This window comes from Streptomyces sp. NPDC036815, from assembly GCF_055609205.1.
Genome location: NZ_JBVJPW010000028.1, coordinates 58895 through 84902, shown reverse-complemented (window position 1 = coordinate 84902; position 26008 = coordinate 58895). Strand labels below are relative to the sequence as shown.

The window sequence follows — 26008 nt, the reverse complement described above, 5'->3', positions numbered from 1 at the left end:
GTGCCTGGGGTCAGCGGGCGGCGGGGCCCGTGGAGCCGCGGACGGTCAGCTGGACGGGGAGTGGCGTGGCGTCGGGTGAGCGGCCCGCCAGGACGGCGATCAGGGACTCCATGCCGCGCTCCCCGAAGCGTACGGCCGGCAGGCGGACGGTGGTCAGTTCCGGTTCCACGGCGGTCGCCAGGGTCAGGTCGTCGAAGCCGGTGACCGAGACGTCCTCGGGGATGCGCAGGCCGAGCCGCCGTGCCGCCTTGCAGGCGCCCGCGGAGAGGAAGTCGTCGTCGCAGACGACGGCGGTGGGGCGGGGGCCCGGGGTGGAGAGGGCGGCTTCGGCGACGGCGCGGGCGCCTTCGACGTCGAGGGGTGCGGCGACGCGGCGTACGGCGGTGTCCGTGCCGCGCAGGGCCCGGGCGAGGGCTTCGGCGCGTACGTCGAAGGTCCAGGAGTCGACGTCCGCCGCCAGGTGCAGGAAGTCGCGGTGGCCGAGGGCCAGGAGGTGTTCGGTCACCTGGCGCATGCCGTCGGCGAGGTCGAGGTTGACGGTGGCGGCGCCGAGGCTGCCGGCCGGGTCGCTGTCGAGCATCACGAGGGGCAGGTCGTCGCCGCGGATGGTGGCGAGGGCGTCGGAGGCCATGGAGGAGGCGAGTACGCCGTCCAGTGAGGCGCGGGCCGAGGCGAAGGGGTCGCGGGCGGGGCCGATGCCGTCGGGGGAGGGGTAGAGGACGACGCCGAAGCCGTGCCGGGCGGCGATGCGGGCGACTCCGGTGTAGACGTGGGCGAAGAACTCGTTGGTGAGTTCGGGGACGACGAGCAGGGCCGTCCTGGTCCTGCCGAGGCGCAGGTTGCGGGCGGCCAGGTTGGGGCGGTACCCGATCTCGCGTGCCGCCGTGCGGACGCGTTCGGCGGTCGGTTCGGCGACGCGGCCGCGCCACTTGTCGCCGAGGACGAGGGAGACGGTGGCCTGCGAGACCCCGGCGGCGCGTGCGACGTCGCGGCTCGTGGGGCGGGGGCCCACGTCGTCCTGGTGTGGCCCGGCCACGGTTACCTCCCTGATCGTGTCCGCGGTGGAAGACGCGGTGGACCCGCGGACGACGCTCATGGTACGTATGACGCTCGACGTTATACGTAAAACCTCGGGCGGTGTCGCCCGGTGGAGAGGCGGGGACATGGCGGGCGGATACGCGGAGATCCTGCGGACCAGATACGCGACGCGACTCCTTGCGGGGACGCTGGTGGGCAGGCTGCCGAACGCCACGGCGGCCATCGCCATCGTGCTGTTCATCCGGGCCGAGGGCGGGACGTACAGCCTGGCGGGCGGCCTCGCCGCGGTCTACGGCGTCGCGAACGCCGTGGGGCAGCCGCTCCTCGGGCGCCTCGTCGACCTGCACGGCCAGCCGCGCGTCCAGCTGCCCGCGGCGCTGCTGTCCGCCGTGGGCATGGCCGCCTTCGCCTTCACCGGCCCCGACCGGCTCGCGTCCGCCTATGGAGCGGTCGGGGTCGCCGGACTCTTCACGCCGCCCCTGGAGGGCGGCCTGCGCGCGCTGTGGCCGAGCGTTCTGGGCAAGGAGGAGCAGGTGCACACGGCGTACGCCATGGACGCCATCGCCCAGGAAGTCATGTTCACCGTCGGGCCGTTGCTCGTCACGGGCTGCGTCGCCCTCTGGTCGGAGCAGGCCGCGCTGCTCGTCGTCAACGCCGTCGGCGTGCTGGGGGCGCTCTCCGTGGTGGTGTCCCAGCCCTCGCGCGCGTGGCGCTCGGCGCCCCGGGAGGCGCACTGGCTCGGGGCCCTGCGCTCACCCGGACTCCTCGCGCTGCTCGGCGCGTTCCTCTTCATCGGCATGGCGCTGGGCTCGATCACCGTGGCAGGGGTGTCGTACGCGGACGGCCACGGGGGCGACGCGGTCTACGGCTGGCTGATGGCGGCGCTCGGTCTCGGCGCGCTCGTCGGCGGCTCCGTGTACGGGGCGCGGCAGTGGAGCGGCGTGCCGGAGCGGCGGCTGACGGTGCTCGTGGGGCTGCTCGCCCTCTGCTACGTGCCGTTGACGCTGACGCCCGGCGCGCTCGCGATGACGGGGCTCACCGCGGTCGCCGGTGTGTTCCTGGCGCCCGCGCTCGCGTGCGCGTTCATCATCGTGGACCGGCACGCTCCGCGCGGCACGGTCACGGAGGCGTTCTCGTGGCTGGTGACCACGTTCACGGTGGGCGCCTCGCTCGGGACCGCGGCCGCGGGTCCGGTCGTGGAGTGGGGCGGCACGGAGTGGGGTTTCGCGGTTCCCGGGCTCGCGGGCGCGGGGGCCCTGCTGGTTTTGCTGGCCACGGCGCGGGTACTGGTCGCGGGCGACGATTCCGGGGTCGTTGCGGGTTCATCGGAAAATGATCGAAACGGTGCCGTCGAACCCGGTTTCAGTGCCGGGCATCAGGCGTAATGTTCAGTCATGGACCGCCGCATTTTCGGGCTGGAGAACGAGTACGGCGTCACATGCACGTTCAGGGGACAGCGCCGCCTGTCGCCTGACGAGGTGGCGCGCTACCTCTTCCGCCGTGTCGTGTCATGGGGCCGCAGCAGCAACGTCTTTCTGCGGAACGGCGCCCGCCTCTATCTTGACGTGGGATCACATCCGGAATATGCGACACCCGAATGTGACAACGTGACCGAGCTGGTCACCCACGACAAAGCCGGCGAGCGCATTCTGGAAGGCCTGCTCGTCGACGCCGAACGCCGCCTGCACGAGGAGGGAATCGCGGGCGACGTCTACCTCTTCAAGAACAACACCGACTCGGCGGGAAACTCCTACGGGTGCCATGAGAACTATCTGGTGGCCCGTCACGGAGAGTTCTCCCGACTCGCGGACATTCTCATTCCGTTCCTCGTCACCCGTCAGCTGCTGTGCGGCGCGGGCAAGGTGCTGCAGACTCCGCGCGGCGCCGTGTACTGCGTCAGTCAGCGCGCGGAGCACATCTGGGAGGGGGTCTCCTCCGCGACGACCCGCTCCCGGCCGATCATCAACACCCGCGACGAACCGCATGCGGACGCCGAGCGGTACCGCAGGCTCCACGTCATCGTGGGTGACTCGAACATGTCCGAGACGACCATGCTCCTCAAGGTCGGCGCCACCGACCTCGTGCTGCGCATGATCGAGGCGGGCACCGTGATGCGCGACCTCACCCTGGAGAACCCGATCAGGGCCATCCGCGAGGTCAGCCACGACATCACGGGCCGCCGCAAGGTGCGCCTCGCCAGTGGCCGCGAGGCGTCGGCCCTCGAAGTGCAGCGCGAGTACTACGAGAAGGCGGTGGACTTCGTCGACCGCCGCGGCATCCGCACCGGCACCGTCGAGCAGGTCCTCGAACTGTGGGGCCGCACCCTCGACGCGATCGAGTCGGAGGACCTCGACCGGATCGGCACCGAGATCGACTGGGTCATGAAGTACAAGCTCATCGAGCGGTACCGGGCCAAGCACAACATGACCATGTCGCACCCGCGGGTCGCGCAGATAGACCTCGCGTACCACGACATCCACCGTCGGCGAGGGCTCTACTACCTCCTGGAGAAGAAGGGGCAAGCCGCCCGTATCTGCAACGACTTGAAGATCTTCGAGGGCAAGTCGGTGCCGCCGCAGACCACCCGGGCGCGGCTGCGCGGCGACTTCATCCGGCGGGCCCAGGAGCAGCGCCGGGACTTCACGGTCGACTGGGTCCACCTCAAGCTCAACGACCAGGCACAGCGCACGGTGTTGTGCAAGGACCCCTTCCGGTCCGTGGACGACCGGGTGGAGAAGCTCATCGCCGGCATGTGATCCGAGTGAATCGAGTGACGTTGCGGGAACGCAACGCGGGCGCCGCACGTTCCTCGTGCGGCGCCCTTCTCACGCCGTAGAGTTGCGCGCACGCCAACCCACAAGATCGACCGATACGAGGCCCCCACCGTGCGCCGACGCTCTCTCCTCCTTGCCGTCCCGGCCGGCCTGCTGACGCTGGCAGGCTGTGGCGACGACAAGGCCGACAAGGCCAAGCCCAGCGACAGCCCGACCAACTCCGCGTCGGCGCCGCCGACCGCGAAGATCGTGGACGGTCCGCTGCCCGAGATCACGAAGGGCACGAAGTTCGGCGAGAAGCCGACCGTCGCCAAGGGTTCGGGCAAGCCGTCCTCCGACCTCGCGGTCAAGACCCTGATCGAGGGCAAGGGCAAGGAGGTCGTCAAGGGCGACTACCTGCAGGCCAATTACCTCGGTCAGATCTGGGCGACGGGCAAGGTCTTCGACAACTCCTACGACCGCGGCAACCCCACGGTCTTCCCGATCGGCACCGGCCAGGTCATCCCGGGCTGGGACCAGGCCCTGGTCGGCAAGAAGCTGGACAGCCGCGTGGAGCTCGCCATCCCCCCGAAGATGGGGTACGGCAAGGAGGGCAACAAGCAGGCGGGCATCAAGGGCTCGGACACCCTCGTCTTCGTCGTCGACCTGGTGGGTACGTTCACAGCCAAGAGCTCGGCGAAGGGCAAGGAGGTGGCGCAGTCCAACAAGGACCTGCCGAAGGTCGGTACGAACACCGACGGCAAGGCCCCCTCCATCGACGTCCCCAAGTCCAAGGCGCCCAAGAAGCTCGTCGCGTCGTACATCCTCGAGGGCGACGGTGACGAGGTGAAGGAGACCGACAGCCTCCTGTGCCAGTACGAGGGCGTGCTCTGGGACGGCAAGGAGTTCGACTCCTCGTACAAGCGCAAGCAGCTCGCCTCGTTCCAGCTGGCGCAGGTCGTCAAGGGCTGGGCGCAGGGTCTGACCGGCAAGAAGGTCGGCAGCCGCGTCCTCATCGTCATCCCGCCGGAGCTGGGGTACGGCGATCAGCCCCCGCAGGGCAGCCCCATCAAGAAGGACTCCACGCTGGTCTTCACCGTGGACATCCTTGCGAAGATGTGACGCCTCGGAGATGCAAGACTGTCCGAGCTGACCTTTCGTATCAAAGCAGGAGCATTTTTCGTGAGCATCGACAAGCCCGAGGTCGACTTCCCGGTCGGCGAGCCGCCGGCCGAACTGCAGATCAAGGACATCTGGGAGGGTGACGGCCCGGTCGCCAAGGCGGGCGACTTCGTCAAGGTCCACTACGTGGGCGTCGCCTTCAGCTCCGGCGAGGAGTTCGACGCCAGCTGGAACCGCGGCAACCCGCTGGAGTTCCAGCTGGGCGCCGGCCAGGTCATCTCCGGCTGGGACCAGGGCGTGCAGGGCATGAAGGTCGGTGGCCGGCGCGAGCTGACCATCCCGGCCCACCTCGCGTACGGCGACCGCGGCGCCGGTGGCGGCCGCATCGCGCCGGGCGAGACGCTGATCTTCGTCTGCGACCTGGTCTCCGTCTGAGGACGTCCATGACCTGACGCGTCCACCGAGGGCTCATGCTTGTGCGGCATGGGCCCTCGGTCGTGTCCGGCACGGGCCCTCGGCTTTGCCACGACACCCCGGGGCGGTACGGTCATCGGTCGGAAGCATTGTGTGTTGTATGGCCGAGAAAGGGCGTCGATGGCCATTGCCAAGGCCGAGCGGCTGATGAATCTGGCGCTGTGCCTGCTCGGGACCCGGCGGCCGCTCAGCAAGCGCGAGCTGCGCGATTCCATCGAGGCTTACGTCGAGGCCTTCGGGCCGGGGGGCCGGGCGGCAGCGGGGCCGGGCGGCAGGGCCGCGGGCGCCGACGACTCCTTCAACCGGATGTTCGAGCGCGACAAGGACGATCTGCGCGAGCTCGGCCTGGTCATCGAGACCGTGGAGAACCTCGACGGCGAGGTCGGCTACCTGGCCCGCCGCGACAGCAACCGCCTGCCGCCCATCACGATAGACGCCGAGGAGGCCGCGGCCCTCGGCCTGGCCGCCAAGGTCTGGCAGCAGGCCCGCCTCGCGGGCGCCGCCAGCGGCGCCCTGCAGAAGCTGCGCGCCGCGGGGCTGCCCGAGGACGCCGACCCGTACGGGGCCCACAGTGCCCTGGAGCCGCGGATCCCCGCGCACGAGGCGGCCTTCGAGCCGCTGATGCTCGCCTGCCGCGACCGCCGCCCCATCGTCTTCGACTACCGCAAGGCGACCGCCGCCCGCCCCGAGGAGCGCCACGTCGAGCCCTGGGCGCTCGAGTGCTGGCGCGGCCACTGGTACCTCGCGGGCTGGGACCGCGACCGGGGCGCCGAGCGCGTCTTCAGGCTCTCGCGGATCACCGGCAAGGTGCGCGCCCGCGCGGGAAAGTACACCGCCGACGTCCCGGACGTCGTCACGGTCCGCGAGACCGTCGCGGGCTGGGCGGGGGAGATCGCCGACCGCACCGCCCTGATCCGGCTGCGCACCGGCGCCGGCTACCCGCTGCGGGCCAAGGCCGTCGCGCAGCGCGAACTGGGCGACGGGTGGGACGAGTTGGAGATTCCGTACGGCCACGGGCTCGATGCCTGGCTGGTGGAGTTCGGGCCCGACGTGGTGGTCCTGGAGCCCGCCGAGCTGCGGGCCGACGTCGTGGACCGGCTGCGCGCCGTGGCCAAGGGCTGAGGGGGAGCGGACAGAGCATGGCCTCGAACGCCATCGACCAGACGCGGCGGATGCTGTCGCTGGTGACCTATCTGCGCGAGCGCCCCGGCGCCCACGTCGAGGACGTCGCCCGCGCCTTCGGCATCACTCCCGACGAGCTGATCTCCGACCTCGACGTACTGCCGATGTGCGGGACCAGCTTCCGCGGCGGTGACCTCCTGGACATCGACACCGACGGCGACCGCATCTGGTGGCACAACCCCGACGACGTGGCGGCCCCGCTGCGCCTGGCCGCCGACGAGGCGACCGCGCTGCTCGTCGCCGCCCGTGCCGTGGCCACGCTGCCGGGCCTGCGCGAGAGCGACCGGCTCGCCCTGCTGCGCGCCACCGCGAAGCTGGAGACCGCGGCCGGCGAGGCGGCGGGCGCCAGCTCCCGCCTCTCGGTCACCTTCGAATCGGAGGGCGGCGTCTTCGCCGACGTCGACCGGGCCATCTCCGAGCGGCGCCGCCTCTGGATCCGCTACTACTCGCCCGCGCGCGACGAGGTCACCGAGCGCGAGATCGACCCCATCCGTCTGGTGAGCGTCGGCCACACCTACGTGGAGGCGTGGTGCCGCCGCTCCGAGGCGCGGCGCACCTTCCGCCTGGACCGGGTCGCCGAGATCAGGATCCTGGACGAGCCGTCCGCGCCGCCCGAGGTCGAACTGCGCGACCTCTCCGAAGGGCTCGTGCAGCCCGCCGCCGAGGACCCCGAGGTCGTCGTCGAGACCGGCCCCGGTGGCCGCTGGGTCGCTGAGTACTACCCCCACGACAGCGCCGAAGAGCTGCCCGACGGCGGCCTGCGGATCACGCTGCGCACCCCCGAGCCCGCCTCGCTGCGCCGTCTCGCGCTGCGGCTCGGCGGAGAGGGGCGGATCGTCTCCCCGGTCCAGCTCGCCGACAGCGCGCGGCAGGCGGCTCGCGAGGCCCTCGAGGCGTACGAGAGGGACTACGACAGTCAGGAGCAAGGGCGTTGAGCACACCGACCATGTCCGGATTGCCGGGAGTGCCGGCGCAGCGGCCCGCGCCGGTCTTCTTCACGGCGTCCTGCCCCGACTGCCGGGCCCGCTTCGAGCTCTCGGCGGGCGCGCTGCGCCTGGCGATCGGCGCCAGCGCGCGCACCACCTTCTACTCCTTCACCTGCCCCGAGTGCGGTGCCGCGGTGCGCAAGCCCGCGGGCGAGCGCATCGTCGAACTGCTCACCGGTGGCGGGGTGCGGACGCTGCGCCTGCACTCGACCGTCTAGGCTCGGCGCATGTTCTGGGCGATGCTCGCGATCGCGGCGGGCTTCTTGGGCCTCGCCGTCCTCGGCGTACTGGCGATCAAGGTCTTTGTGGAGGCGCAGCGCCTCGCACATCAAGTGACCGACACCACACGGAAGATCAACCGGGCGGCGGAGGACCTGGAGAGGGCCGCGGCCACCGTGGCCCGTGCGGGACGAGAGGCTCTTTAGCGTCCGCGACCTGTCAACTCCCGGAGGTGGACGGGTACGCTGCGAATGCGGCCCGGGATCGAGGCGGGGGCCGTACTCGGAGTATGCGCGGGGATTGCCGAGCGTTTACCCCGGGGGGTTACGATCGCTGACAGCGCGGGAGATCGGATGAATGTCCGGTCTGCCGGGCACCAGACTCCTGTCGCCTCGGTGAAGAAGGTATACAGCTATGGGTAGGCTCGGCCCCACCGAGATCGTCCTCATCCTCGTCGTCATCGTCCTGCTGTTCGGAGCCAAGAAGCTGCCGGACATGGCACGCTCGCTCGGCAAGTCGGCCCGCATCCTCAAGAGCGAGGCCAAGGCCATGAAGTCCGACAGCAAGGACGACGCCGCCGCTCCGGCCGACCCGCCGAGCGACCCGGCCGTCCAGAAGCGCACGATCCAGGCCGCCCCCGGCGATGTGACCAGCTCGCGCCCGGTCACCGAGCCGACCGACCGTACGACGCAGCGCTGATCCAAGGCCGGCGACGGTCGGCCTGCCGCACGAGATGAGGACGTGGGTTGCTCAAGTCTGCCCGCAAGAAGGAGAAGGACCCCGAGGGGCGGATGTCCCTCGCGGAGCACCTTCGCGAGCTCCGCAACCGGCTCGCCAAGGGGCTCCTCGCGATCACCATCGTGTCGATCGTGGCAGCGTTCTACAGCCAGGAGCTGATGGAGTTCCTGGCTGATCCCGTGCCGCGCTGCAAGCCCGGCATGGAGGTGACCGGCGGTCACTGCGCGAAGGTGACGTTCAACGACCTGCTGTCGCCCTTCACGACCACGGTGAAGGTCAGCCTCATGGTCGGCATCATCGTGTCCAGCCCGGTCTGGCTGTACCAGCTGTGGGCGTTCGTCGCGCCCGGTCTGCACAAGCACGAGCGGAAGTACACCTACTGGTTCGTCGGTGCCGCCGTGCCGCTCTTCTTCGCGGGAGCCTGGCTGGCCTACACGATCCTCCCGGTCAGCATGCGCGTCCTGCTCGGCATCACGCCGGACGGGGCCGAGAACCTGCTGCCGATGGACACGATCCTGGACTTCACCGTCCGGATGGTCCTCGTCTTCGGTGCGTCCTTCGAGCTTCCCCTGCTCCTGGTGATGCTCAACATGACCGGCATGGTGACCGGCCGCCGCATGATGACCTGGTGGCGCGGCGTGGTCATGGGCGTCTTCATCTTCGGCGCGGTGGCGACTCCGACCACCGACCCCGTCGGCATGATCGCTCTCGCGGGTCCGATCGTCGTCCTGTACTTCATCGCGGTCGGCTTCTCGCTCCTGAACGACAAGCGCCGTCGTCGCAACGACCCCGACGCCGAGCTCGACGACGACGAGGCGTCCGACATCGACCTCACGCCCGGCGCCGTCGACGACGTCGAACCGGTGCGTCCGCCCCGTGCGCTGCCCGAGCAGGCGGGCACCGGACGGACCGATCATCGCGTGAACGGTTTCGACGACGTCACCTGACCTTGTAGGGTCCGGCCGTGACCAGCGAGATCACCCTCTTCGTCAATCCCACCGCGGGCCGCGGCCGGGGCGCTCACGCAGCGCAGCCGGCCGCCTCCGCGTTGCGGGCCCGTGGCTTCTCCGTACGCACCGTCATCGGCGAGGACGCCCCGGACGCGCTGCGCCGGGCCCGCCAGGCCGTCGGCGCCGGAACCGGGGCGCTGATAGCCGTCGGCGGCGACGGCATGGCCAGCCTCGCGCTGCAGGCCGTCGCGGGGACCCGTACCCCGCTCGGCGTGATCGCGGTGGGGACCGGCAACGACTTCGCGCGGGCCCTGGGCCTGCCGGTGCGCGAGCCCGCCGCCGCCGGAGAGGTGGTGGCCGAGGCGCTCAAGGGGGAGCGCACGCGCGACGTCGACCTGGGGAAGGTCGGCGGGACGTGGTTCGGAACCGTGCTCGCCTCGGGCTTCGACTCGCGGGTCAACGACCGGGGCAACCGGATGCGGTGGCCCACGGGGCGCTTCAAGTACGACCTCGCGATGGTCGCCGAGCTCGCGGCCTTCGAGCCCATCCCGTACCGCGTCACGCTGGACGGCGGTGACGTCCACGAGGTCGAGGCCACGCTCGTCGCGGTCGGCAACGGAACCTCGTACGGCGGCGGGATGCGGATCTGCGCGGGGGCCGACATGAGCGACGGACTGTTCGACGTCACCGTGGTGGGGAACTGCAGCCGCACGACGCTGCTCAAGGTCTTCCCACGGGTCTACAGGGGCACGCACCTCGATCATCCGAAGGTCACCGTGCACCGCGCCGCGCGGGTCGAGCTGGCCGCGCCCGGCATCACCGGATACGCCGACGGGGAGCCGCTGGGCGCGCTGCCGCTGACCGCGCGGTGCGTGCCGGGGGCGGTGCGCGTACTGACGGCCTGAGGGCGCAGCCGTGCGCCCCCGGTCCAATAATGATCGTCCGTTGTCAGCGGTGGCCGGTAGTCTCGAAAGCACGATGACAGAGGACCTCTCACCGGCCGAGCGGTACGCGGCGGCGCGCAAGCGCGCTGTCGAGCAGGCCACCGCACTCGCGTCCTTCCGCGAGATGTACGAATTCGGCCTCGACCCCTTCCAGATCGAGGCCTGCCAGGCCCTTGAGGCAGGCAAGGGCGTGCTCGTGGCCGCCCCCACGGGCTCGGGCAAGACGATCGTCGGCGAGTTCGCCGTGCACCTGGCCCTCGGCCAGGGCAAGAAGTGTTTCTACACCACGCCCATCAAGGCGCTCTCCAACCAGAAGTACGCCGACCTCGCCAAGCGGTACGGCGCGGACAAGGTCGGCCTGCTCACCGGCGACAACAGTGTGAACAGCGATGCCCCGGTGGTCGTCATGACCACCGAGGTCCTGCGGAACATGCTGTACTCGGGCTCCCAGTCGCTGCTGAACCTCGGCTATGTGGTCATGGACGAGGTGCACTACCTCTCCGACCGCTTCCGCGGCGCCGTCTGGGAGGAAGTGATCATCCATCTGCAGGAGTCGGTCACGCTGGTGTCCCTCTCGGCCACCGTGTCGAACGCAGAGGAGTTCGGCGACTGGCTCGACACCGTCCGCGGCGACACCGAGGTGATCGTCTCCGAGCACCGGCCCGTGCCGCTCTTCCAGCACGTGCTCGCCGGGCGCCGGATGTACGACCTCTTCGAGGAGGGCGAGGGCCACAAGAAGGCGGTCAACCCCGACCTCACGCGCATGGCGCGGCTGGAGGCCAGCCGTTCGTACAACCCGCGCGACCGCCGCAAGGGCAAGATGGTCCGCGAGGCCGACCGCGAGCGGGAGCGCCGCCAGCGGTCGAGGATCTGGACGCCGGGCCGCCCCGAGGTCATCGAGCGCCTGGACGCCGAAGGGCTGCTCCCCGCCATCACGTTCATCTTCAGCCGCGCGGCCTGCGAGGCCGCCGTGCAGCAGTGTCTCTACGCGGGCCTGCGGCTGAACGACGACGCGGCGCGGATGACGGTCCGCGAGATCGTCGAGGAGCGCACGGCGTCGATCCCGGACGAGGACCTCCACGTCCTCGGTTACTACGAGTGGCTGGAGGGCCTGGAGCGTGGCATCGCGGCGCACCACGCGGGCATGCTGCCCACCTTCAAGGAGGTCGTCGAGGAGCTGTTCGTGCGCGGCCTCGTCAAGGCCGTGTTCGCCACCGAGACCCTCGCCCTGGGCATCAACATGCCCGCGCGCAGTGTGGTGTTGGAGAAGCTCGTCAAGTGGAACGGCGAGCAGCACGCCGACATCACCCCGGGCGAGTACACGCAGTTGACCGGCCGTGCCGGGCGCCGGGGCATCGATGTGGAGGGCCATGCGGTGGTCCTCTGGCAGCGCGCCATGAGCCCCGAGCACCTGGCCGGCCTGGCCGGTACGCGCACGTATCCGCTGCGCTCCAGCTTCAAACCGTCGTACAACATGGCGGTGAACCTGGTCGAGCAGTTCGGCCGGCACCGCTCGCGCGAGCTCCTGGAGACGTCCTTCGCGCAGTTCCAGGCCGACAAGTCGGTCGTCGGGATCTCCCGGCAGGTGCAGAAGAACGAGGAGGGCCTGGAGGGCTACAAGGACTCCATGACCTGCCACCTCGGCGACTTCGAGGAGTACGCGCGGCTGCGCCGCGATCTCAAGGACCGCGAGACCGAGCTGGCCAAGCAGGGCGCGGCCCAGCGCAGGGTCGCCGCCGCCGCGGCCCTGGAGAAGCTGAAGCCGGGCGACATCATCCACGTCCCGACGGGGAAGTTCGCGGGCCTGGCGCTCGTCCTGGACCCGGGCATTCCGGCCGGGCGGGCCAACGGCCATCGCGGTTTCGACCAGGTGGACGGGCCCCGGCCGCTCGTCCTCACCGCCGAACGGCAGGTCAAGCGGCTGGCGTCGATGGACTTCCCGGTGCCCGTCGAGGCCGTGGAGCGGATGCGCATCCCGAAGTCGTTCAACGCCCGCTCGCCGCAGTCGCGCCGTGATCTGGCGTCCGCGCTGCGCACCAAGGCCGGGCACATCGTGCCCGACCGGCAGCGCAAGGGGCGGGCGGCGGCCGCCGACGACCAGGAGATCGCACGGCTGCGCGCGGAGCTGCGCGCGCACCCCTGCCACGGCTGCGACGAGCGGGAGGACCACGCGCGCTGGGCCGAGCGGTACCACCGCCTCAAGCGCGACACCTCGCAGCTGGAGCGCCGCATCGAGGGGCGGACGAACACCATCGCCCGGACCTTCGACCGCATCGTCGCCCTGCTCACCGAGCTCGACTACCTGCGCGCCGACGAGGTCACCGAGCACGGCAAGCGGCTCGCCCGGTTGTACGGGGAGCTGGACCTGCTGGCCAGCGAGTGCCTGCGGGCCGGGGTGTGGGAAGGGCTGAGCCCGGCCGAACTGGCCGCCTGCGTGTCGGCGCTGGTCTACGAGGCGCGGGTCGGGGACGACGCCCTCGCACCCAAGCTGCCGTCCGGGGCCGCGAAGGCGGCGCTCGCCGAGATGGTGCGGATCTGGGGCCGTCTCGACGGCCTGGAGGAAGATTTCAAGATCAGCCAGACGGAGGGCGTCGGGCAGCGCGAGCCGGACCTCGGCTTCGCCTGGGCGGCGTACATGTGGGCCAACGACAAGGGCCTCGACGAGGTCCTGCGCGAGGCGGAGATGCCCGCCGGTGACTTCGTGCGCTGGTGCAAGCAGGTCATCGACGTGCTCGGGCAGATCGCCGCGGCGGCCCCGCGCGAGGGCAGCACGGTCGCGAAGAACGCCCGCAAGGCCGTCGACCAGCTGCTCCGGGGCGTCGTGGCGTACAGCTCGGTGGGCTGAGCCAGGGCCTCTGTCGCGCGCACGGGCGCGTTCCTCGACCAACTGGGTCGTGGGGCGCGCCCGTTCGGCGTTTTTCCGGGGGTTCGACGCATCACTCCATGTGTTCGAATGATCGCCGCGCGTGCAAAAGGGGAGAGTGTATGCCCGTCGGCCGGGGCTCTGCAGGGGGTTGCCGAATATGACACGGCGGTGATTTCGGCGGACTAAGCTCGCCCGAAGCGCGGCGAGTTGAACGAGTTGCGACAGATTCGCGCGCTTGTTCCCAAAACTTTCGATCGTTCGGTTTGTCACCCCCCGCACCTGTACCGACATCCCCCACAGACGTCATTTCCCCCAAGACGAGTGTTCAGAGGGCATACATGGTGAGTGTTCAATCGCCTCCCGGTGGCCGAGAAGTCCCTTACGCGCGTGTGTTGTTGCTGCCCGCCATGCTGATGGCGGCGGCGACCGGAGCCGCCGTCGCCTCGGTGACGGAACCCGCCAGGCCCGCCGTCGGCTGGTGCGGCGCCGTCGCGACCCTCATGGTCATCGCGGTCGGCGCCGAAGCGGTGCGCCGCGGCCGGACCATCCGGGGGCAGCGCGCGCAGCACGCACAGCGCCTCGCCCTCCTCGAGCGGCGCATCGCCGCCCACGACGACGACACCGCGCGCCTGGGCCGGGAGATCCTGCCCGCGGCGCTCTGGCGGCTGCGCCAGGGCGAAGCGCCCGTCGAAGTGATCCGCAACGTCGTGGACAAGGACGAGGCCTACAGCGAACTCCCCGCCTCGCAGCGTGAGTTGCTCCGCTCCGTCCTCGAAACCCTGGACCGCGAGGAAGCCATGCGCGAGTCCGCGCAGCGCGCCTTCGTCAACATCGCCCGGCGCGTCCAGTCGATCGTCCACCAACAGGCGGCGGAACTGCGCGACATGGAGGAGTTCCACGGGCGCAACCCCGAGGTCTTCGACGACCTGCTGCGCATCGACCACGGCACCGCCCTGATCGGCCGGCTCGCCGACTCCATCGCGGTGCTCGGCGGCGCCCGTCCCGGCCGCCAGTGGCCCAAGCCCGTACCGCTGTTCAGCGTGTTGCGCGGCGCGATGTCCCGCATCCTGGACTACCCGCGCGTGGAACTGCACTCGATCGCCAAGGTCGCGATCCACGGCACCTCCGTCGAGCCGCTCATCCACGCCTGCGCCGAACTCCTCGACAACGCCACCCGGTACTCGCCCCCGCAGACCAAGGTGCACGTCACCGCCGTCGAGGTGCAGACCGGCATCGCCGTCGAGATCGAGGACGGCGGCGTCAGCCTCAGCGAGGAGGCGCGGGCCCGCGCCGAGCGCATGCTGGAGCAGGCGCAGGCGGGCATCGACCTCAACGACCTCGGTGAGACGCCCCGGCTCGGCATGGCCGTCGTCGGCCGCCTCTCGCAGATGTACAACCTCCAGGTCTCCCTGCGGCAGTCCGCCTACGGCGGGGTCCGCGCGGTCCTCATCGTTCCGCGCGAGATGATCACCACCGAGCCCGCGCCCGGCCTCGCCCACGGCATCGGCGCCTCCGCCGTGCCGCGCGTGGACAACGGCGGCCGTCTCATCGAGGAACCCGCCCGCAACATCCGCCGCAAGAAGCCGCGTGTCGTCACCGCGGGTCCGCCCCTGCGCTCCCCGCTCACCGCGACCATGGAGGACGACGTCCCCGAGGTCACCGAGTGGACGCCGGGCGGCCTGCCGCAGCGCCGCAGCCGCGTCAAGATCTCCCTCAGCGAGCGGTACGCCCAGGAGGCGGAGGCCCAGCGGATCGCCGAGGCCCACGCCGCCGCGACCGCGTCGCCCCCGGTGCCCGCCCCGAAGCGGGAGGAGCCCGAACCGGGCCTGTGGATCGAGGCGTTCATGAAGGGCGTCAAGGGCGAGGACCCGGCGGGAAGCGATCCGGTGCCACCGCCCGGAGCTCCCGGCGTCCCCGGAGCTCCCGGATCCTTCGGTTCCCACACCTCCGCCGCATCCGCCGCGGAGGGGGCCGCCCCCGAGGAGCCCCACCCCCCACAGGGACCCACCCGCAACAGCCACGGCAGCGCCGACGAGAGGGACTGGCAGTGATCCAGCAACGCGCCAACTTCGACTGGATGCTGAAGGAGCTCGCCGACGGGGTACCACAGACCCGGCAGATCGTGGTGCTCTCCGCCGACGGCCTGCGCATCGCGCGCTACGGCGGCGACCCGGACGCGGCCGACCGCATCGCCGCGGCCTGCGCGGGACTGCAGAGCCTGGCCGCCGCCGTCGCCACCGAGATCCCGCACAGCGACGGCGGCATGAAGATGGTCATCATCGAGATCAACGGAGGCTACTTCTACCTGATGGCAGCGGGCGCGGGCGCCTATCTCGCCGTGCTCGCCGACGAGACCGTCGACGCGGGCCTCATCGGCACCCGCATGCGCGACCTCGTCGTACGCATCGGGGCGCATCTGACGAGCCCGCCCCGGCGCGACGGGCAGGCCGTATGACTCCTCCGCAAGACTCCCCCCGCGGTTCACAAGAGGGCGACGTCCCGCCCCAGCGCGGCGCGCCCCCCCAGCGGGAGCGCCGCAGCCCCGAGAACCCGGAGCGGCTCTACATCCTCACGGGCGAGGGCTCCGAGCGGGCACCGCTCGACCTCGTCACCCTGGTCGTCGCGCAGGGCGAGGCGTCTCCCACGGCCCAGCCGGAGCACTCGGCGGTCCTGCGGCTGTGCACGACGCCGCTCTCCGTCGCCGAGCTCTCCGCCTACATGGCGCTGCCGTTCAGCGTCGTGACGGTCGTCCTGACGGAGTTACTCACGGCCGAGCTCGTCCAGGCGCGCGCCCCCATCGTCCGCTCCGCGCTCCCCGACCGATCCCTCCTCGAAGCGGTGATGCATGGACTTCAAAAGCTCTGACACGATCACCGGCCCGCGCCGCGAGGACGTCCTGCCGCACACGGCCTCGGCCGCCGTGAAGGTCGTGATCGTGGGCGGGTTCGGTGTCGGCAAGACGACGATGGTCGGCTCGGTCAGCGAGATCCGCCCGCTGACCACCGAGGAGACGATGACCCAGGCGGGCATCGGGGTCGATGACAACTACGGCTCGGAGTCCAAGACGGCCACCACCGTGGCGATGGACTTCGGGCGGATCAGCATCTCCGATGAGCTCGTCCTCTACCTGTTCGGCACCCCAGGCCAGGAGCGCTTCTGGTTCCTGTGGAACGGCCTCTTCGAAGGCGCGCTCGGCGCGGTCGTCCTCATCGACACCCGCCGCCTGGAAGTCAGCTTCGACGTGATCGGCCGCCTGGAGGAGCGCGGCGTGCCGTTCGTCGTCGCCGTCAACGACTTCCCGGACGCGCCCCACCACCCCGTCGAGACCCTGCGCAGGGCCCTCGACCTGGAACCCGCGGTGCCGATCATGGCGTGCGACGCCCGCCGCAGGGAGTCCAGCCGGGACGTCCTCATGACCCTGATGCGCTACCTGCACTCCCTGACGGTGACGCGCGTCTGACCGCGCCCGTACCCCCGTATCCAGCAACCCGGAACCCCTCAGCGAATCCCGGAGCGACGACCGTGACGACTCCTCCCTCCCCTTCCCTGCCCGGCACCGAAGGACCCGCCGCCGCGCCTCCCGGCTGCCCCGCCCACGGCCTCGGCCCCGGTGGCCTGCGCCGCCTCTACGGCCCCGAGGCGGACACCGATCTGGCGGGCCTGTACGAGAAGCTGCGCTCCGAACACGGCGCGGTCGCGCCCGTACTGATCCACAACGACGTGCCGATCTGGGCGGTGCTCGGCCACAGCGAGAACCTGCACATGGTCCGCACCCCCTCCCAGTACACCCGCGACTCGCGCCGCTGGCGGGCCGTGCAGGACGGCAGCGCGGGCCTGGACCACCCGCTCGCGCCCGTCTTCACCTGGCAGCCGATGTGCAGCTTCGTCGAGGGCGACGAGCACCAGCGGCTGCGCGGCGCCGTCACCGGCGCCATGTCGGGCATCGACCACCGCGGCATCCGTCGCTACATCAACCGCTATACGAACCACCTCCTCAACGACATCTGTCAGGAGGGCCGCGCCGATCTCGTCAGCCAGTTCGCCGAGCACCTGCCGATGATGGTGATGTGCCACGTCCTCGGCATGCCGGAGGAGTACAACGAGCGGATGGTGCAGTCAGCCCGCGACATGATCAAGGGCACCGAGACCGCCATCGCCAGCAACGCGTACGTCATGGAGGTCCTGATGGGCCTCGTGGCGCGGCGGCGTGCCAACCCCGAGGAGGACTTCACCAGCAGCCTCATCGCGCACCCGGCGCAGCTCACCGACGACGAGGTGGGCGCGCACCTGCGCCTGGTCCTCATCGCCGCGTACGAGGCCACCGCCAACCTCATCGCCAACGTCCTGCGCATGGTCCTGACCGACCCGCGCTTCCGCGCACAGCTCAGCGGCGGCCAGATGACGGTTCCCGAAGCGGTCGAGCAGTCGCTGTGGGACGAACCGCCGTTCAGCGCGATGGTCGGCTACTTCGCCAAGCAGGACACCCAGCTCGGCGGTCAGCGGATCCGCGCGGGCGACGGTCTGATCCTGGGCATCGCGCCGGGCAACGTGGACCCGGTGGTGCGCCCCGACCTCGCCGCCAACATGCAGGGCAACCGCTCGCACCTGGCGTTCAGCGGCGGACCGCACGAGTGTCCCGGCCAGGACATCGGCCGCGCCATCGCGGACACCGGCGTCGACGCGCTCCTGATGCGCCTGCCGGACGTCGAACTCTCCGTGGACGAGCGGGAGTTGCGCTGGACGTCGTCGATCCTCTCGCGGCACCTGGTGGCGCTGCCCGTCAAGTTCGCGCCGCGCCCGCCGCAGGACGTCATGGCGCGTCCCTCGGCGCAGGTGCCGACGCCGCGCAGGGACTGGCAGGTCTCCTCCCCGCCGCCGCGCCGGCCGGAGCCCGCGGCCCCGGCCCCGCAGTCGTCGGCCGCCCCCGCGGCGCCCGAGGCCGTCGTCCGGCCCAAGGGGGTCTGGCAGCGCTTCCTCGTCTGGTGGCGCGGCTACTGACCGCTACCGCGCCCACGCGTCGTACGCGGCCCAGGCCGTCAGTGTCCTGCCGCTGACGAAGCGGTGGGCGACGCCCGTGACCGGATCCGTGAACTCCAGGACGCGCGCGAGGAGTTGCAGGGGCCGCCGGAAGTCGTCCGGCGCCACGGGTCCGGTCACCACCGGGTAGACCGGGTCGCCGAGGATCGGCAGCCCGAGCGCGTTCATGTGGACGCGGAGCTGGTGGGTGCGGCCGGTGTGCGGGGTGAGCCGGTAGCGCCCGAGCCCGCCCCGGTGCCCGACGAGTTCGATCCGGCTCTCGCTGTTCGGCTCGGCGCCCTCCACCTCGTACGCCGCGATGACCCCGCGGACCTTCTCGATGTGGCTGCGCACGGTCCGCGGGAGCGGTACGTCCGGGTCGTACGGGGCCACCGCCTCGTACTCCTTGTGTACGAGGCGGTCGCGGAACAGGGACTGGTACGCGCCGCGTTCCTCGGGCCGCACGGTGCACAGGAGCAGTCCGGCGGTCAGCCGGTCCAGGCGGTGCGCGGCGCCGAGCGACGGGATGCCGAGCTCCGTGCGCAGCCGGGCGAGGGCGGTCTGCGTCACGTGGCTGCCGCGCGGCATGGTCGCGAGGAAGTGCGGCTTGTCCACGACGACGATGTGCTCGTCGCGGTGGACGACGTCGAGGGCGAACGGCACGGTGACCTCCGCCGGGAGGTCACGGTGGAACCACACGAAGGCGCCGGGGACGTAGGCCGCGTCCGGCGCCACCGGCGCCCCGTCCTCGCCGACGATCCTGCCCTCGCGCAACATCGCGTCGATGGTTCCGGGCCCGGCCGCGAGCCGCTCCACCAGGTGGTCGCGCACGGTCGGCCACGCCCCGTCGAGGGGCAGCCTGACCCGGACGGGGTCGACGCCGTCGCGCTGGGGGAGCGGGGCGGGCGGGATGCGGGGCTTGCGTCTCATCAGGGGGTCAGCGTAAGGGGCGGCGCAGGTCACGGGGGCGCGGGGCGGCGGCGGAGTGTTCGCGGGCGGCGCGGGGCGGGCCGGTGTGCGGGGCGCGCGGGGGCCGGGCCCGCGGACTCGTGTGCGCCCCGGAAAACCACTGCCGCCGGCCGCGTTCCCGCTGGCACGATGCGCCCATGCCCTTCAAGATCTCTGACATCGTCGCGGCCGGTGCCCTCGCCCGCCGTGCGCAGCCGACGCTGCCCGCCCCCGGCGGCCTGGTCCTGCGCCCCTGGACCGCCGCCGACGCACCCGCCGTGTACGAAGCCTTCCAGGACCCGGTGATCCAACGCTGGCACGCGCGGGTGGCCGACTCCGAGAGCGAGGTCCGCGGCTGGATCGAGGGCTGGCGCGAGGCGTGGGGCGAGGAGCGCGACGCCTACTGGGCGATCGCCGACGCGGGCACCGACGCGGTGGTCGGCCGGGTCGCCCTGCGCTGCATGGTGCTCGGTGACGGCCAGGCCGAGATCGCGTACTGGACCATGCCGTCGTCGCGCGGCAAGGGCGTCGCCACGCGCGCGGTCATGGCGCTCTCGGAGTGGGCGTTCGACGAAGTCGGCCTGCACCGCCTTGAGTTGACCCACTCGACGGCGAACGAGCCGTCCTGCCGCGTCGCCCTGAAGGCCGGTTTCACGGCGGAGGGCACCAAGCGCAGCGCGCTGCTGCACGAGGACGGCTGGCACGACATGCACCTGCACGCCCGCATCAAGGGGGAGCGGGCGGCAGGGGATCCGGTCCCGGTGGTGTGAAGGCGCCGATTTGGGCGGGGGACGGCCGTGTGCACGCAGTGCGCCCCACGGCGGCGACATCCTCTGCGCCTCCGACGACCCGTGCGACCTCGACGTGCGGTTCTCCCGCAAGCCCTGACGCGCGGCGCCCGGCGGGCGTCAGGGCCCATGGCGTCAGGCCGCCTTCTCCTGCTCCGCCTCCACCTGCGCGTTCCACTCCCGCTTCGACGCCTGCCAGCCGTCCTCGTTGTGGCCGAGGCGCCAGTAGCCGGAGATGGAGAGCTGCTCACGCGGGATCTCGCGCTCCACGCGCAGATAGCGGCGCAGCTCCTTCACGAAGCCCGCCTCGCCGTGCACGAAGGCCTGGAGGGTGCCCGGGGGGAACTCCAGGGAGCGGACGGCCTCGGTGAGGAGTTCGCCGACCGGGCGGTCGCCGCGGTGGAGCCAGGTGATCTCCGCATCCGTGGCGATCTTCTGCTCTTCGTCCGGGCCCTCGACCTCGACGAAGATGTGCGCGACGGCGCCCCGGGGAAGTGCCTCGGCCGCCGCGGCGATGGCGGGCAGGGCGCTCTCGTCGCCCGCGAGCAGGTGCCAGTCGGCGTCCGCGCCCGGGGCGTACGCGCCGCCCGGACCCTGGAAGCGCACCGTGGCGCCCGCCTCGACGGTCCGTGCCCACGGTCCCGCGAGACCCTCGTCGCCGTGGATCACGAAGTCCAGGGCCAGCTCACGGGTCTCGGCGTCCCACCACCGCACCGTGTACGTGCGGGTCACCGGCCACTGCTCGCGCGGGAGCTCCTCGCGGATGCGCTGGAGGTCGAAGGGCTCCGGGTAGGTGACGCCCTCGGCGTCGAAGAGCAGCTTCACATAGTGATCGGTGCACCCGGCGGTGGTGAACTCGGCGAGGCCCTCGCCGCCGAGGACCACGCGCTGCATGTGCGGGGTCAGCCGCTCCGTGCGCACGACCCGTGCGACATGGGCCTTCGGTGCTTTGCGTGCCGGACGTTCTGCCATGGCGACGGCCTCCCCTGATCCACGATTGCTTAGGCTTGCCTAAGTTACACCTCAGGGGTGCAGGACGGCGAGCAGCCGTTGCAGCGAGCCCCCGAGGCCCCACTGGGCCGCCAGCTCGTCGAGGGTGGCCGGATCGCGGGGTTCGCGGGGCAGCGCGACGTCGACGTCGGGCAGGGGCACGTCGCCCGCCACCCGTACGACCTTCGGCGCCACCGCCACGTACGCGCGGGACTCGTCGAGCCGCTTGCGCTGCGAGGGGGTGAGCTTCGACTTCGGGTCGTCGACGGCGGCCATGATCCCGGCCAGGTCGCCGAAGGCGTCGAGCAGCTTGGCGGCCGTCTTCTCGCCGATGCCGGGCACGCCCGGCAGGCCGTCGCTCGGGTCGCCGCGCAGCAGCGCCAGGTCCACATAGCCCGGCCCGTCCACGCCGTACTTCTCGCGCAGCCACGCCTCGTCCGTCATCTGGAGCGTGCCGACGCCCTTCAGGGGATACAGGACGCGGATGCCGCGCTCGTCGTCGACCAGCTGATAGAGGTCCCGGTCGCCGGTGACGATGTCCACCGGGCCCGTGGCGCGGGCGGCGAAGGTGCCGATCACGTCGTCCGCCTCGTACGCCTCGACGCCCACGCGTGCGATGCCGAGCGCGTCGAGGACGGCCTCGATGATCGGCACCTGCGGCGAGAGCGTGTCCGGGATCTCCTCGGCGTCCGGGCCCGTCCTGGTCTCCTCGGCGACGCGGTGCGCCTTGTAGGAGGGGATGAGCTCGACGCGCCAGTGCGGGCGCCAGTCGGCGTCCATGCACGCGACCAGGTCGTCCGGGCGGTGGTCCAGGACGAGACGGGTGATGAAGTCGAGGAGCCCGCGCACGGCGTTGACCGGAGTGCCGTCCGGGGCCTTCATGGATTCCGGGACCCCGAAGTACGCCCGGAAGTAGAGGGAGGCCGTGTCGAGAAGCATGAGCCGTCGTGTTCGCTGAGTCACATCGGCATCATGCCGCACGGCACCGACCGTGCGAACGTGCTGCGCACGGCGCTTCGGCCGCGGGGCCCGCGGCGGGTGCGCGTTGCGCATGGTGACGAGGCCGGGACGATCACGCAACGGATGTGACCTGGGACACTCCTTGGTTTGGTTCGGGTAAGTGCGGGCAGGGGCGCACCCGGAGCCAACCCGGTCGAGGATTCAACTTTTCGAGCCGGTAAGCGGGCGGACCCCGCGCCGCTCCACGGCCCGCCGGCGGGGGAGGCGGGCCGTCTTGGTTCAACCCGAGAGGTGTATGTGTCCAGGCTGCAGGCCGAACACTTGTACAAAGTGTTCGGCAGACGACCCGATGACGCGGTGGAGAAACTCCGCCACGGAGCCGACCGAGAGGAGCTGCGCGCCGACGGCACCACCGCTGCCGTGATCGATGCCTCCTTCGAGGTCGAGCCGGGCCAGATCTTCGTCGTCATGGGTCTCTCCGGATCCGGCAAGTCCACGTTGCTGCGCATGCTCAACGGGCTGTCGGAGCCGACGGCCGGTCACGTGCGCTTCGACGGTCAGGACCTGACCGAGCTGAGCGCCCGCGAGATGCGGGAGGTGCGCTCCAAGAAGATCAGCATGGTCTTCCAGCACTTCGCGCTCTTCCCGCACCGCAGCGTCCTCGAGAACGCCGGTTACGGCCTCGAGGTGCAGGGCGTGCCGCGCGCCGAGCGCGAGAAGCGCGCCACCGAGGCGCTGGAGCTCGCGGGGCTCAAGGGCTGGGAGAAGTCCTGGCCCGACGAGCTGTCCGGCGGCATGCAGCAGCGCGTGGGCCTGGCCCGCGCGCTGGCCACGGACGCCGACATGCTCCTCATGGACGAGTCGTTCAGCGCGCTCGACCCGCTGATCCGCCGCGACATGCAGGATCAGCTCCTGGTGCTCCAGAAGCGGCTGAAGAAGACCATCGTCTTCATCACCCACGACCTCAACGAGGCCATGCGCCTGGGCGACCAGATCGCCGTCATGCGCGACGGCTGCATCGTCCAGATCGGCACCTCGCAGGACATCCTGGTCACCCCGGCCAACGATTACGTCGCCTCCTTCACGCAGGACGTCGACCGGTCCCGGGTGCTCACCGCGGGCGCGATCATGGCCGAGCCGGACGAGGACTTCGTGCGCGCCGACGCGCCCGCCACGGTCACCGAGGACGCGCCGATCATCGAGCTGTTCACCCCCTGCTCGACGAGCGAGGTGCCGGTCGCCGTGACCGACGCCGACGGCAAGCTCGTCGGTGTCGTGCCGCGGGCCAGGCTGCTCGCGGTGCTCGGCGAGTCGATGCACTCGGAACCGGCGGCGGAGCCGCAGGACGCGACCCCCGCCTCCGTACCCACGGTGGACGAGGACGGCAAGAACGTGGGCAAGGTGAGCAGCGGTGCCTAGGATTCCCTTCGGCGACTGGGTCAACGACGCGGTCGAATGGTCCAGGACGCACATGGACTGGCTGTTCTCGTTCATCAAGACCCTCTTCCAGAACATGTGGGACGGCGTCTACGACGTCCTCTCCGGGCCCGAGCCGCTGCTGATGGCGGGCATACTCGCCGTCGTCGCGTTCTGGCTGCGCGGGCTGCTCGGCGGTGTCCTCGCCTTCGTGGGCTTCGCGTTCATCGTGTCCCTGGAGCTGTGGGACAACGCGATGATGACGTTGTCCCTGGTGCTCGTCTCGACCTTCGTGGCGCTCGTGATCGCCGTGCCCGTGGGCATCTGGGCGGCGCGTTCCAAGACGGTCAGCGGCATAGTCCGGCCCGTCCTGGACTTCATGCAGACGCTGCCCGCGATGATCTACCTCATCCCGGCGCTGCTGTTCTTCCGGATGGGCGCCCCCGCGGGCATCGTCGCCACGATCGTCTTCGCGCTCGCCCCCGGCGTGCGCATGACCGAGCTCGGCATCCGGCAGGTCGACAAGGAACTGGTCGAGGCGGCCGACGCGTTCGGCACCACGCCCCGCAACACCCTCTTCCGCGTCCAGCTGCCCCTCGCGCTGCCGACGATCATGGCCGGCGTCAACCAGGTCATCATGCTCGGCCTCTCCATGGCGGCCCTGACCGGCATGGTCGGCACCCCGGGCCTCGGCGCCGACGTCAACGCGGCCATCGGCCAGCTCGACGTCGGTCTCGGCGCGGAGGCGGGCGTCTCCATCGTCATCCTCGCCATCTACCTGGACCGCGTCACCAGCGGCCTGGGCAGCCAGGTCTCGCCGCTCGGCCGCCGCGCGCTCGCCAAGCTGCGGGCCGCGCGCGGCCTGACCGTGTGGAACTACCGCCCCCGCCCGGTCGTGGCGATGGTCGGCGTCGTCGTCCTCGCGCTCGTCGCGGGCGGCATGGGCATCTTCGGCGGCACCAAGTCCGAGTCGGTGGCCGACAGCGAGAACGTCGGCCAGGGCAAGCAGATCAACATCGGCTACATCAACTGGGACGAGGGCATCGCCTCCACCTTCCTCTGGAAGGAGATCCTGGAGCAGCGCGGCTTCAAGGTGAACGCCAGCCTGCTGGACGCCGGTCCGCTGTACACGTCCGTCGCCCAGGGCGACGTCGACTTCCAGACCGACGCGTGGCTGCCGACGACGCACTCCACGTACTGGAAGAAGTACGGCGACAAGCTGGAGGACATCGGCGCCTGGTACGGCCCGACGTCGCTGGAGCTGACCGTCCCCTCGTACATGAAGGACGTCAACTCGCTCGCGGACCTCAAGGGCAAGGGCGGCACGTTCGGCGGCAAGATCGTCGGCATCGAGCCGAGCGCCGGCGAGATGCAGCTCCTGAAGAGCAAGGTCCTCAAGGCGTACGGCCTCGACAAGGAGTACAAGGTCGTCGACGGCTCCACCACGGCGATGCTGTCGGAGCTGAAGGCCGCGTACGCCAAGAAGGAGCCGATCGTCGTCCCGCTCTGGTCCCCGCACTGGGCGTACAACGACTTCGACCTGAAGAAGCTCAAGGACCCGAAGGGTGCCTGGGGCAAGGGCGACGGCGTGCACACCCTGGCGCGCAAGGGCTTCTCGAAGGAGAACCCCGAGGTCGGCAAGTGGCTGAAGAACTTCAAGATGGACGAGAAGCAGCTCACCAGCCTCGAAGCGGAGATCAACAAGGCCGGCAAGGGCAAGCAGCAGGACGCCGTCCGTGCCTGGCTGAAGAAGAACCCGAAGGTCGTCGACAAGCTGGCCCCGCTGCCCGAGAACTCGGGCGGCGAGGAGAAGAAGCGTCCGCTGAAGGCCGCCTACTTCGCCTGGGACGAGAACGTCGCCGTCACCAACCTGTGGAAGCGCGTCCTGGAGAAGCGCGGCTACAAGATGGAGCTGACGCCGGCGGACGTCGGCCCGGCCTACACCGGCCTCGCGCAGGGTGACATCGACCTGAACCTCGACGCCTGGCTGCCCACGGCGCAGAAGACGTACTGGGACAAGAACAAGGCCAGTCTCAAGGACCTCGGTTCCTGGTACAGCCCGACGTCCCTCGAGGTCGCCGTCCCGGACTACGTCAAGGACGTGAAGTCCCTGGAGGACCTCAAGGGCAAGGGCGACAAGTTCAAGGGCAAGATCATCGGCATCGAGCCGGGCACCGGCGTGATGCAGGCCCTCAAGGACAAGGTCCTGCCGGGGTACGGCCTGGAGGACGAGTACGAGATCGCCGCGGGCTCCACCCCCGCGATGCTCTCCGAGCTGAAGGCCGCGTACGCCAAGAAGGAGCCGATCGCGGTGCTGCTCTGGTCGCCGCACTGGGCGTACAGCGAGTACGGCCTCACCAAGCTGAAGGACCCCAAGGGCGGCTTCGGCAAGGGCAACACGATCCGCTCGCTCTCCAGCAAGGACTTCCCCCACCAGTACCCGCAGCTCACGAAGTGGCTCAAGAACTTCAAGATGAGCGAGAAGGAACTGGCCGGTCTGGAGAACGAGATCAACAAGGCGGGCAAGAACAACGAGCCCAAGGCCGTCGACGCCTGGCTGAAGAAGCACCCGGGCTTCGAGGAGAAGATGACCTCCGCGAAGTAGCTCCGCCGGTCAG

At 70.7% G+C, this 26008-nt stretch carries 24 protein-coding genes; 20 read left to right on the top strand and 4 right to left on the bottom strand.

The features are described from left to right. Positions 1-10: 10 nt before the first annotated feature. Entirely contained in the window at positions 11-1036 is a 1026-nt protein-coding gene (locus ACZ69I_RS35755) for a LacI family DNA-binding transcriptional regulator (RefSeq protein WP_470836662.1), read from the bottom strand. Between the two features lie 127 nt (positions 1037-1163). Between ACZ69I_RS35755 and ACZ69I_RS35750 the strand changes: the two genes are divergently transcribed. The 17 genes from ACZ69I_RS35750 to ACZ69I_RS35670 all read left to right on the top strand — a co-directional run bounded on the left by ACZ69I_RS35750 (position 1164) and on the right by ACZ69I_RS35670 (position 18270). Beyond that, complete coding sequence (locus tag ACZ69I_RS35750; protein ID WP_470836660.1) at positions 1164-2423, top strand: MFS transporter; 1260 nt, start codon at positions 1164-1166, stop codon at positions 2421-2423. A 9-nt stretch (positions 2424-2432) separates the two neighbouring features. Next, positions 2433-3794: a Pup--protein ligase gene (gene pafA, locus ACZ69I_RS35745; protein WP_389720753.1), complete on the top strand. Its 1362-nt coding sequence runs from the start codon at positions 2433-2435 to the stop codon at positions 3792-3794. 129 nt (positions 3795-3923) lie between these two features. Continuing rightward, complete coding sequence (locus ACZ69I_RS35740) at positions 3924-4913, top strand: FKBP-type peptidyl-prolyl cis-trans isomerase (RefSeq protein WP_467682109.1); 990 nt, start codon at positions 3924-3926, stop codon at positions 4911-4913. Between the two features lie 60 nt (positions 4914-4973). Next, entirely contained in the window at positions 4974-5348 is a 375-nt protein-coding gene (locus ACZ69I_RS35735) for an FKBP-type peptidyl-prolyl cis-trans isomerase (protein ID WP_467682111.1), read from the top strand. A gap of 159 nt (positions 5349-5507) precedes the next feature. After that, entirely contained in the window at positions 5508-6509 is a 1002-nt protein-coding gene (locus tag ACZ69I_RS35730; protein WP_470836658.1) for a helix-turn-helix transcriptional regulator, read from the top strand. A 17-nt stretch (positions 6510-6526) separates the two neighbouring features. Next, positions 6527-7504, top strand: a complete 978-nt coding sequence (locus ACZ69I_RS35725; protein WP_470836656.1) for a helix-turn-helix transcriptional regulator — start codon at positions 6527-6529, stop codon at positions 7502-7504. Between the two features lie 11 nt (positions 7505-7515). Then, on the top strand, positions 7516-7773 hold the full coding sequence (locus tag ACZ69I_RS35720) for a hypothetical protein (protein WP_467682250.1): 258 nt from the start codon (positions 7516-7518) through the stop codon (positions 7771-7773). Positions 7774-7782: 9 nt separating this feature from the next. After that, positions 7783-7980 carry a hypothetical protein gene (locus tag ACZ69I_RS35715; RefSeq protein WP_389720766.1) on the top strand — a complete coding sequence of 66 codons (198 nt, stop codon included), beginning with the start codon at positions 7783-7785 and terminating at the stop codon, positions 7978-7980. Between the two features lie 208 nt (positions 7981-8188). Then, the gene (gene tatA / locus ACZ69I_RS35710) at positions 8189-8473 is read left to right on the top strand and encodes a Sec-independent protein translocase subunit TatA (RefSeq protein WP_467682117.1); all 285 of its coding nucleotides are present in this window, start codon (positions 8189-8191) and stop codon (positions 8471-8473) included. A gap of 92 nt (positions 8474-8565) precedes the next feature. Continuing rightward, a complete protein-coding gene (gene tatC / locus ACZ69I_RS35705) occupies positions 8566-9459 on the top strand; it encodes a twin-arginine translocase subunit TatC (RefSeq protein ID WP_470836676.1) in 894 nt (297 codons plus the stop codon). A gap of 17 nt (positions 9460-9476) precedes the next feature. Further along, positions 9477-10367, top strand: coding sequence for a diacylglycerol kinase (locus ACZ69I_RS35700; protein WP_470836655.1), 891 nt, complete (start codon positions 9477-9479; stop codon positions 10365-10367). A 73-nt stretch (positions 10368-10440) separates the two neighbouring features. After that, positions 10441-13251 carry a DEAD/DEAH box helicase gene (locus tag ACZ69I_RS35695; protein ID WP_467682121.1) on the top strand — a complete coding sequence of 937 codons (2811 nt, stop codon included), beginning with the start codon at positions 10441-10443 and terminating at the stop codon, positions 13249-13251. Positions 13252-13610: 359 nt separating this feature from the next. Next, a complete protein-coding gene (locus tag ACZ69I_RS35690) occupies positions 13611-15323 on the top strand; it encodes an ATP-binding protein (RefSeq protein ID WP_470836653.1) in 1713 nt (570 codons plus the stop codon). Next, a complete protein-coding gene (locus ACZ69I_RS35685; RefSeq protein WP_055556816.1) occupies positions 15320-15727 on the top strand; it encodes a roadblock/LC7 domain-containing protein in 408 nt (135 codons plus the stop codon). The genes ACZ69I_RS35690 and ACZ69I_RS35685 overlap by 4 nt, the downstream gene beginning before the upstream one ends. Next, positions 15724-16137 carry a DUF742 domain-containing protein gene (locus ACZ69I_RS35680; protein ID WP_467682125.1) on the top strand — a complete coding sequence of 138 codons (414 nt, stop codon included), beginning with the start codon at positions 15724-15726 and terminating at the stop codon, positions 16135-16137. Before ACZ69I_RS35685 ends, ACZ69I_RS35680 begins: the two co-directional genes overlap by 4 nt. Then, a complete protein-coding gene (locus tag ACZ69I_RS35675) occupies positions 16118-16732 on the top strand; it encodes a GTP-binding protein (protein WP_470836652.1) in 615 nt (204 codons plus the stop codon). The genes ACZ69I_RS35680 and ACZ69I_RS35675 overlap by 20 nt, the downstream gene beginning before the upstream one ends. Before the next feature lie 62 nt (positions 16733-16794). Beyond that, complete coding sequence (locus ACZ69I_RS35670; RefSeq protein ID WP_470836651.1) at positions 16795-18270, top strand: cytochrome P450; 1476 nt, start codon at positions 16795-16797, stop codon at positions 18268-18270. Between the two features lie 3 nt (positions 18271-18273). Here the strand turns inward: ACZ69I_RS35670 and ACZ69I_RS35665 are convergent, their stop codons facing one another. Further along, positions 18274-19218 carry an RluA family pseudouridine synthase gene (locus ACZ69I_RS35665; RefSeq protein WP_470836650.1) on the bottom strand — a complete coding sequence of 315 codons (945 nt, stop codon included), beginning with the start codon at positions 19216-19218 and terminating at the stop codon, positions 18274-18276. Positions 19219-19394: 176 nt separating this feature from the next. Here ACZ69I_RS35665 and ACZ69I_RS35660 point away from each other — a divergent pair, with 176 nt between their 5' ends. After that, the gene (locus ACZ69I_RS35660) at positions 19395-20006 is read left to right on the top strand and encodes a GNAT family N-acetyltransferase (RefSeq protein WP_467682133.1); all 612 of its coding nucleotides are present in this window, start codon (positions 19395-19397) and stop codon (positions 20004-20006) included. Between the two features lie 153 nt (positions 20007-20159). Here ACZ69I_RS35660 and ACZ69I_RS35655 read toward each other — a convergent pair whose 3' ends face one another. Both ACZ69I_RS35655 and ACZ69I_RS35650 read right to left on the bottom strand, forming a co-directional pair. Beyond that, positions 20160-20996, bottom strand: a complete 837-nt coding sequence (locus ACZ69I_RS35655) for a siderophore-interacting protein (protein ID WP_467682141.1) — start codon at positions 20994-20996, stop codon at positions 20160-20162. 51 nt (positions 20997-21047) lie between these two features. Continuing rightward, a complete protein-coding gene (locus tag ACZ69I_RS35650; protein WP_467682143.1) occupies positions 21048-21953 on the bottom strand; it encodes a 5'-3' exonuclease in 906 nt (301 codons plus the stop codon). Positions 21954-22271: 318 nt separating this feature from the next. On the opposite strand from ACZ69I_RS35650, the gene ACZ69I_RS35645 reads away from it, so the two are divergent. Together ACZ69I_RS35645 and ACZ69I_RS35640 are read left to right on the top strand one after the other, a co-directional pair. Beyond that, a complete protein-coding gene (locus ACZ69I_RS35645) occupies positions 22272-23393 on the top strand; it encodes a quaternary amine ABC transporter ATP-binding protein (RefSeq protein ID WP_470836647.1) in 1122 nt (373 codons plus the stop codon). Beyond that, positions 23386-25995, top strand: coding sequence for an ABC transporter permease/substrate binding protein (locus ACZ69I_RS35640; protein ID WP_470836646.1), 2610 nt, complete (start codon positions 23386-23388; stop codon positions 25993-25995). Before ACZ69I_RS35645 ends, ACZ69I_RS35640 begins: the two co-directional genes overlap by 8 nt. The last annotated feature ends 13 nt before the right edge of the window (positions 25996-26008 follow it).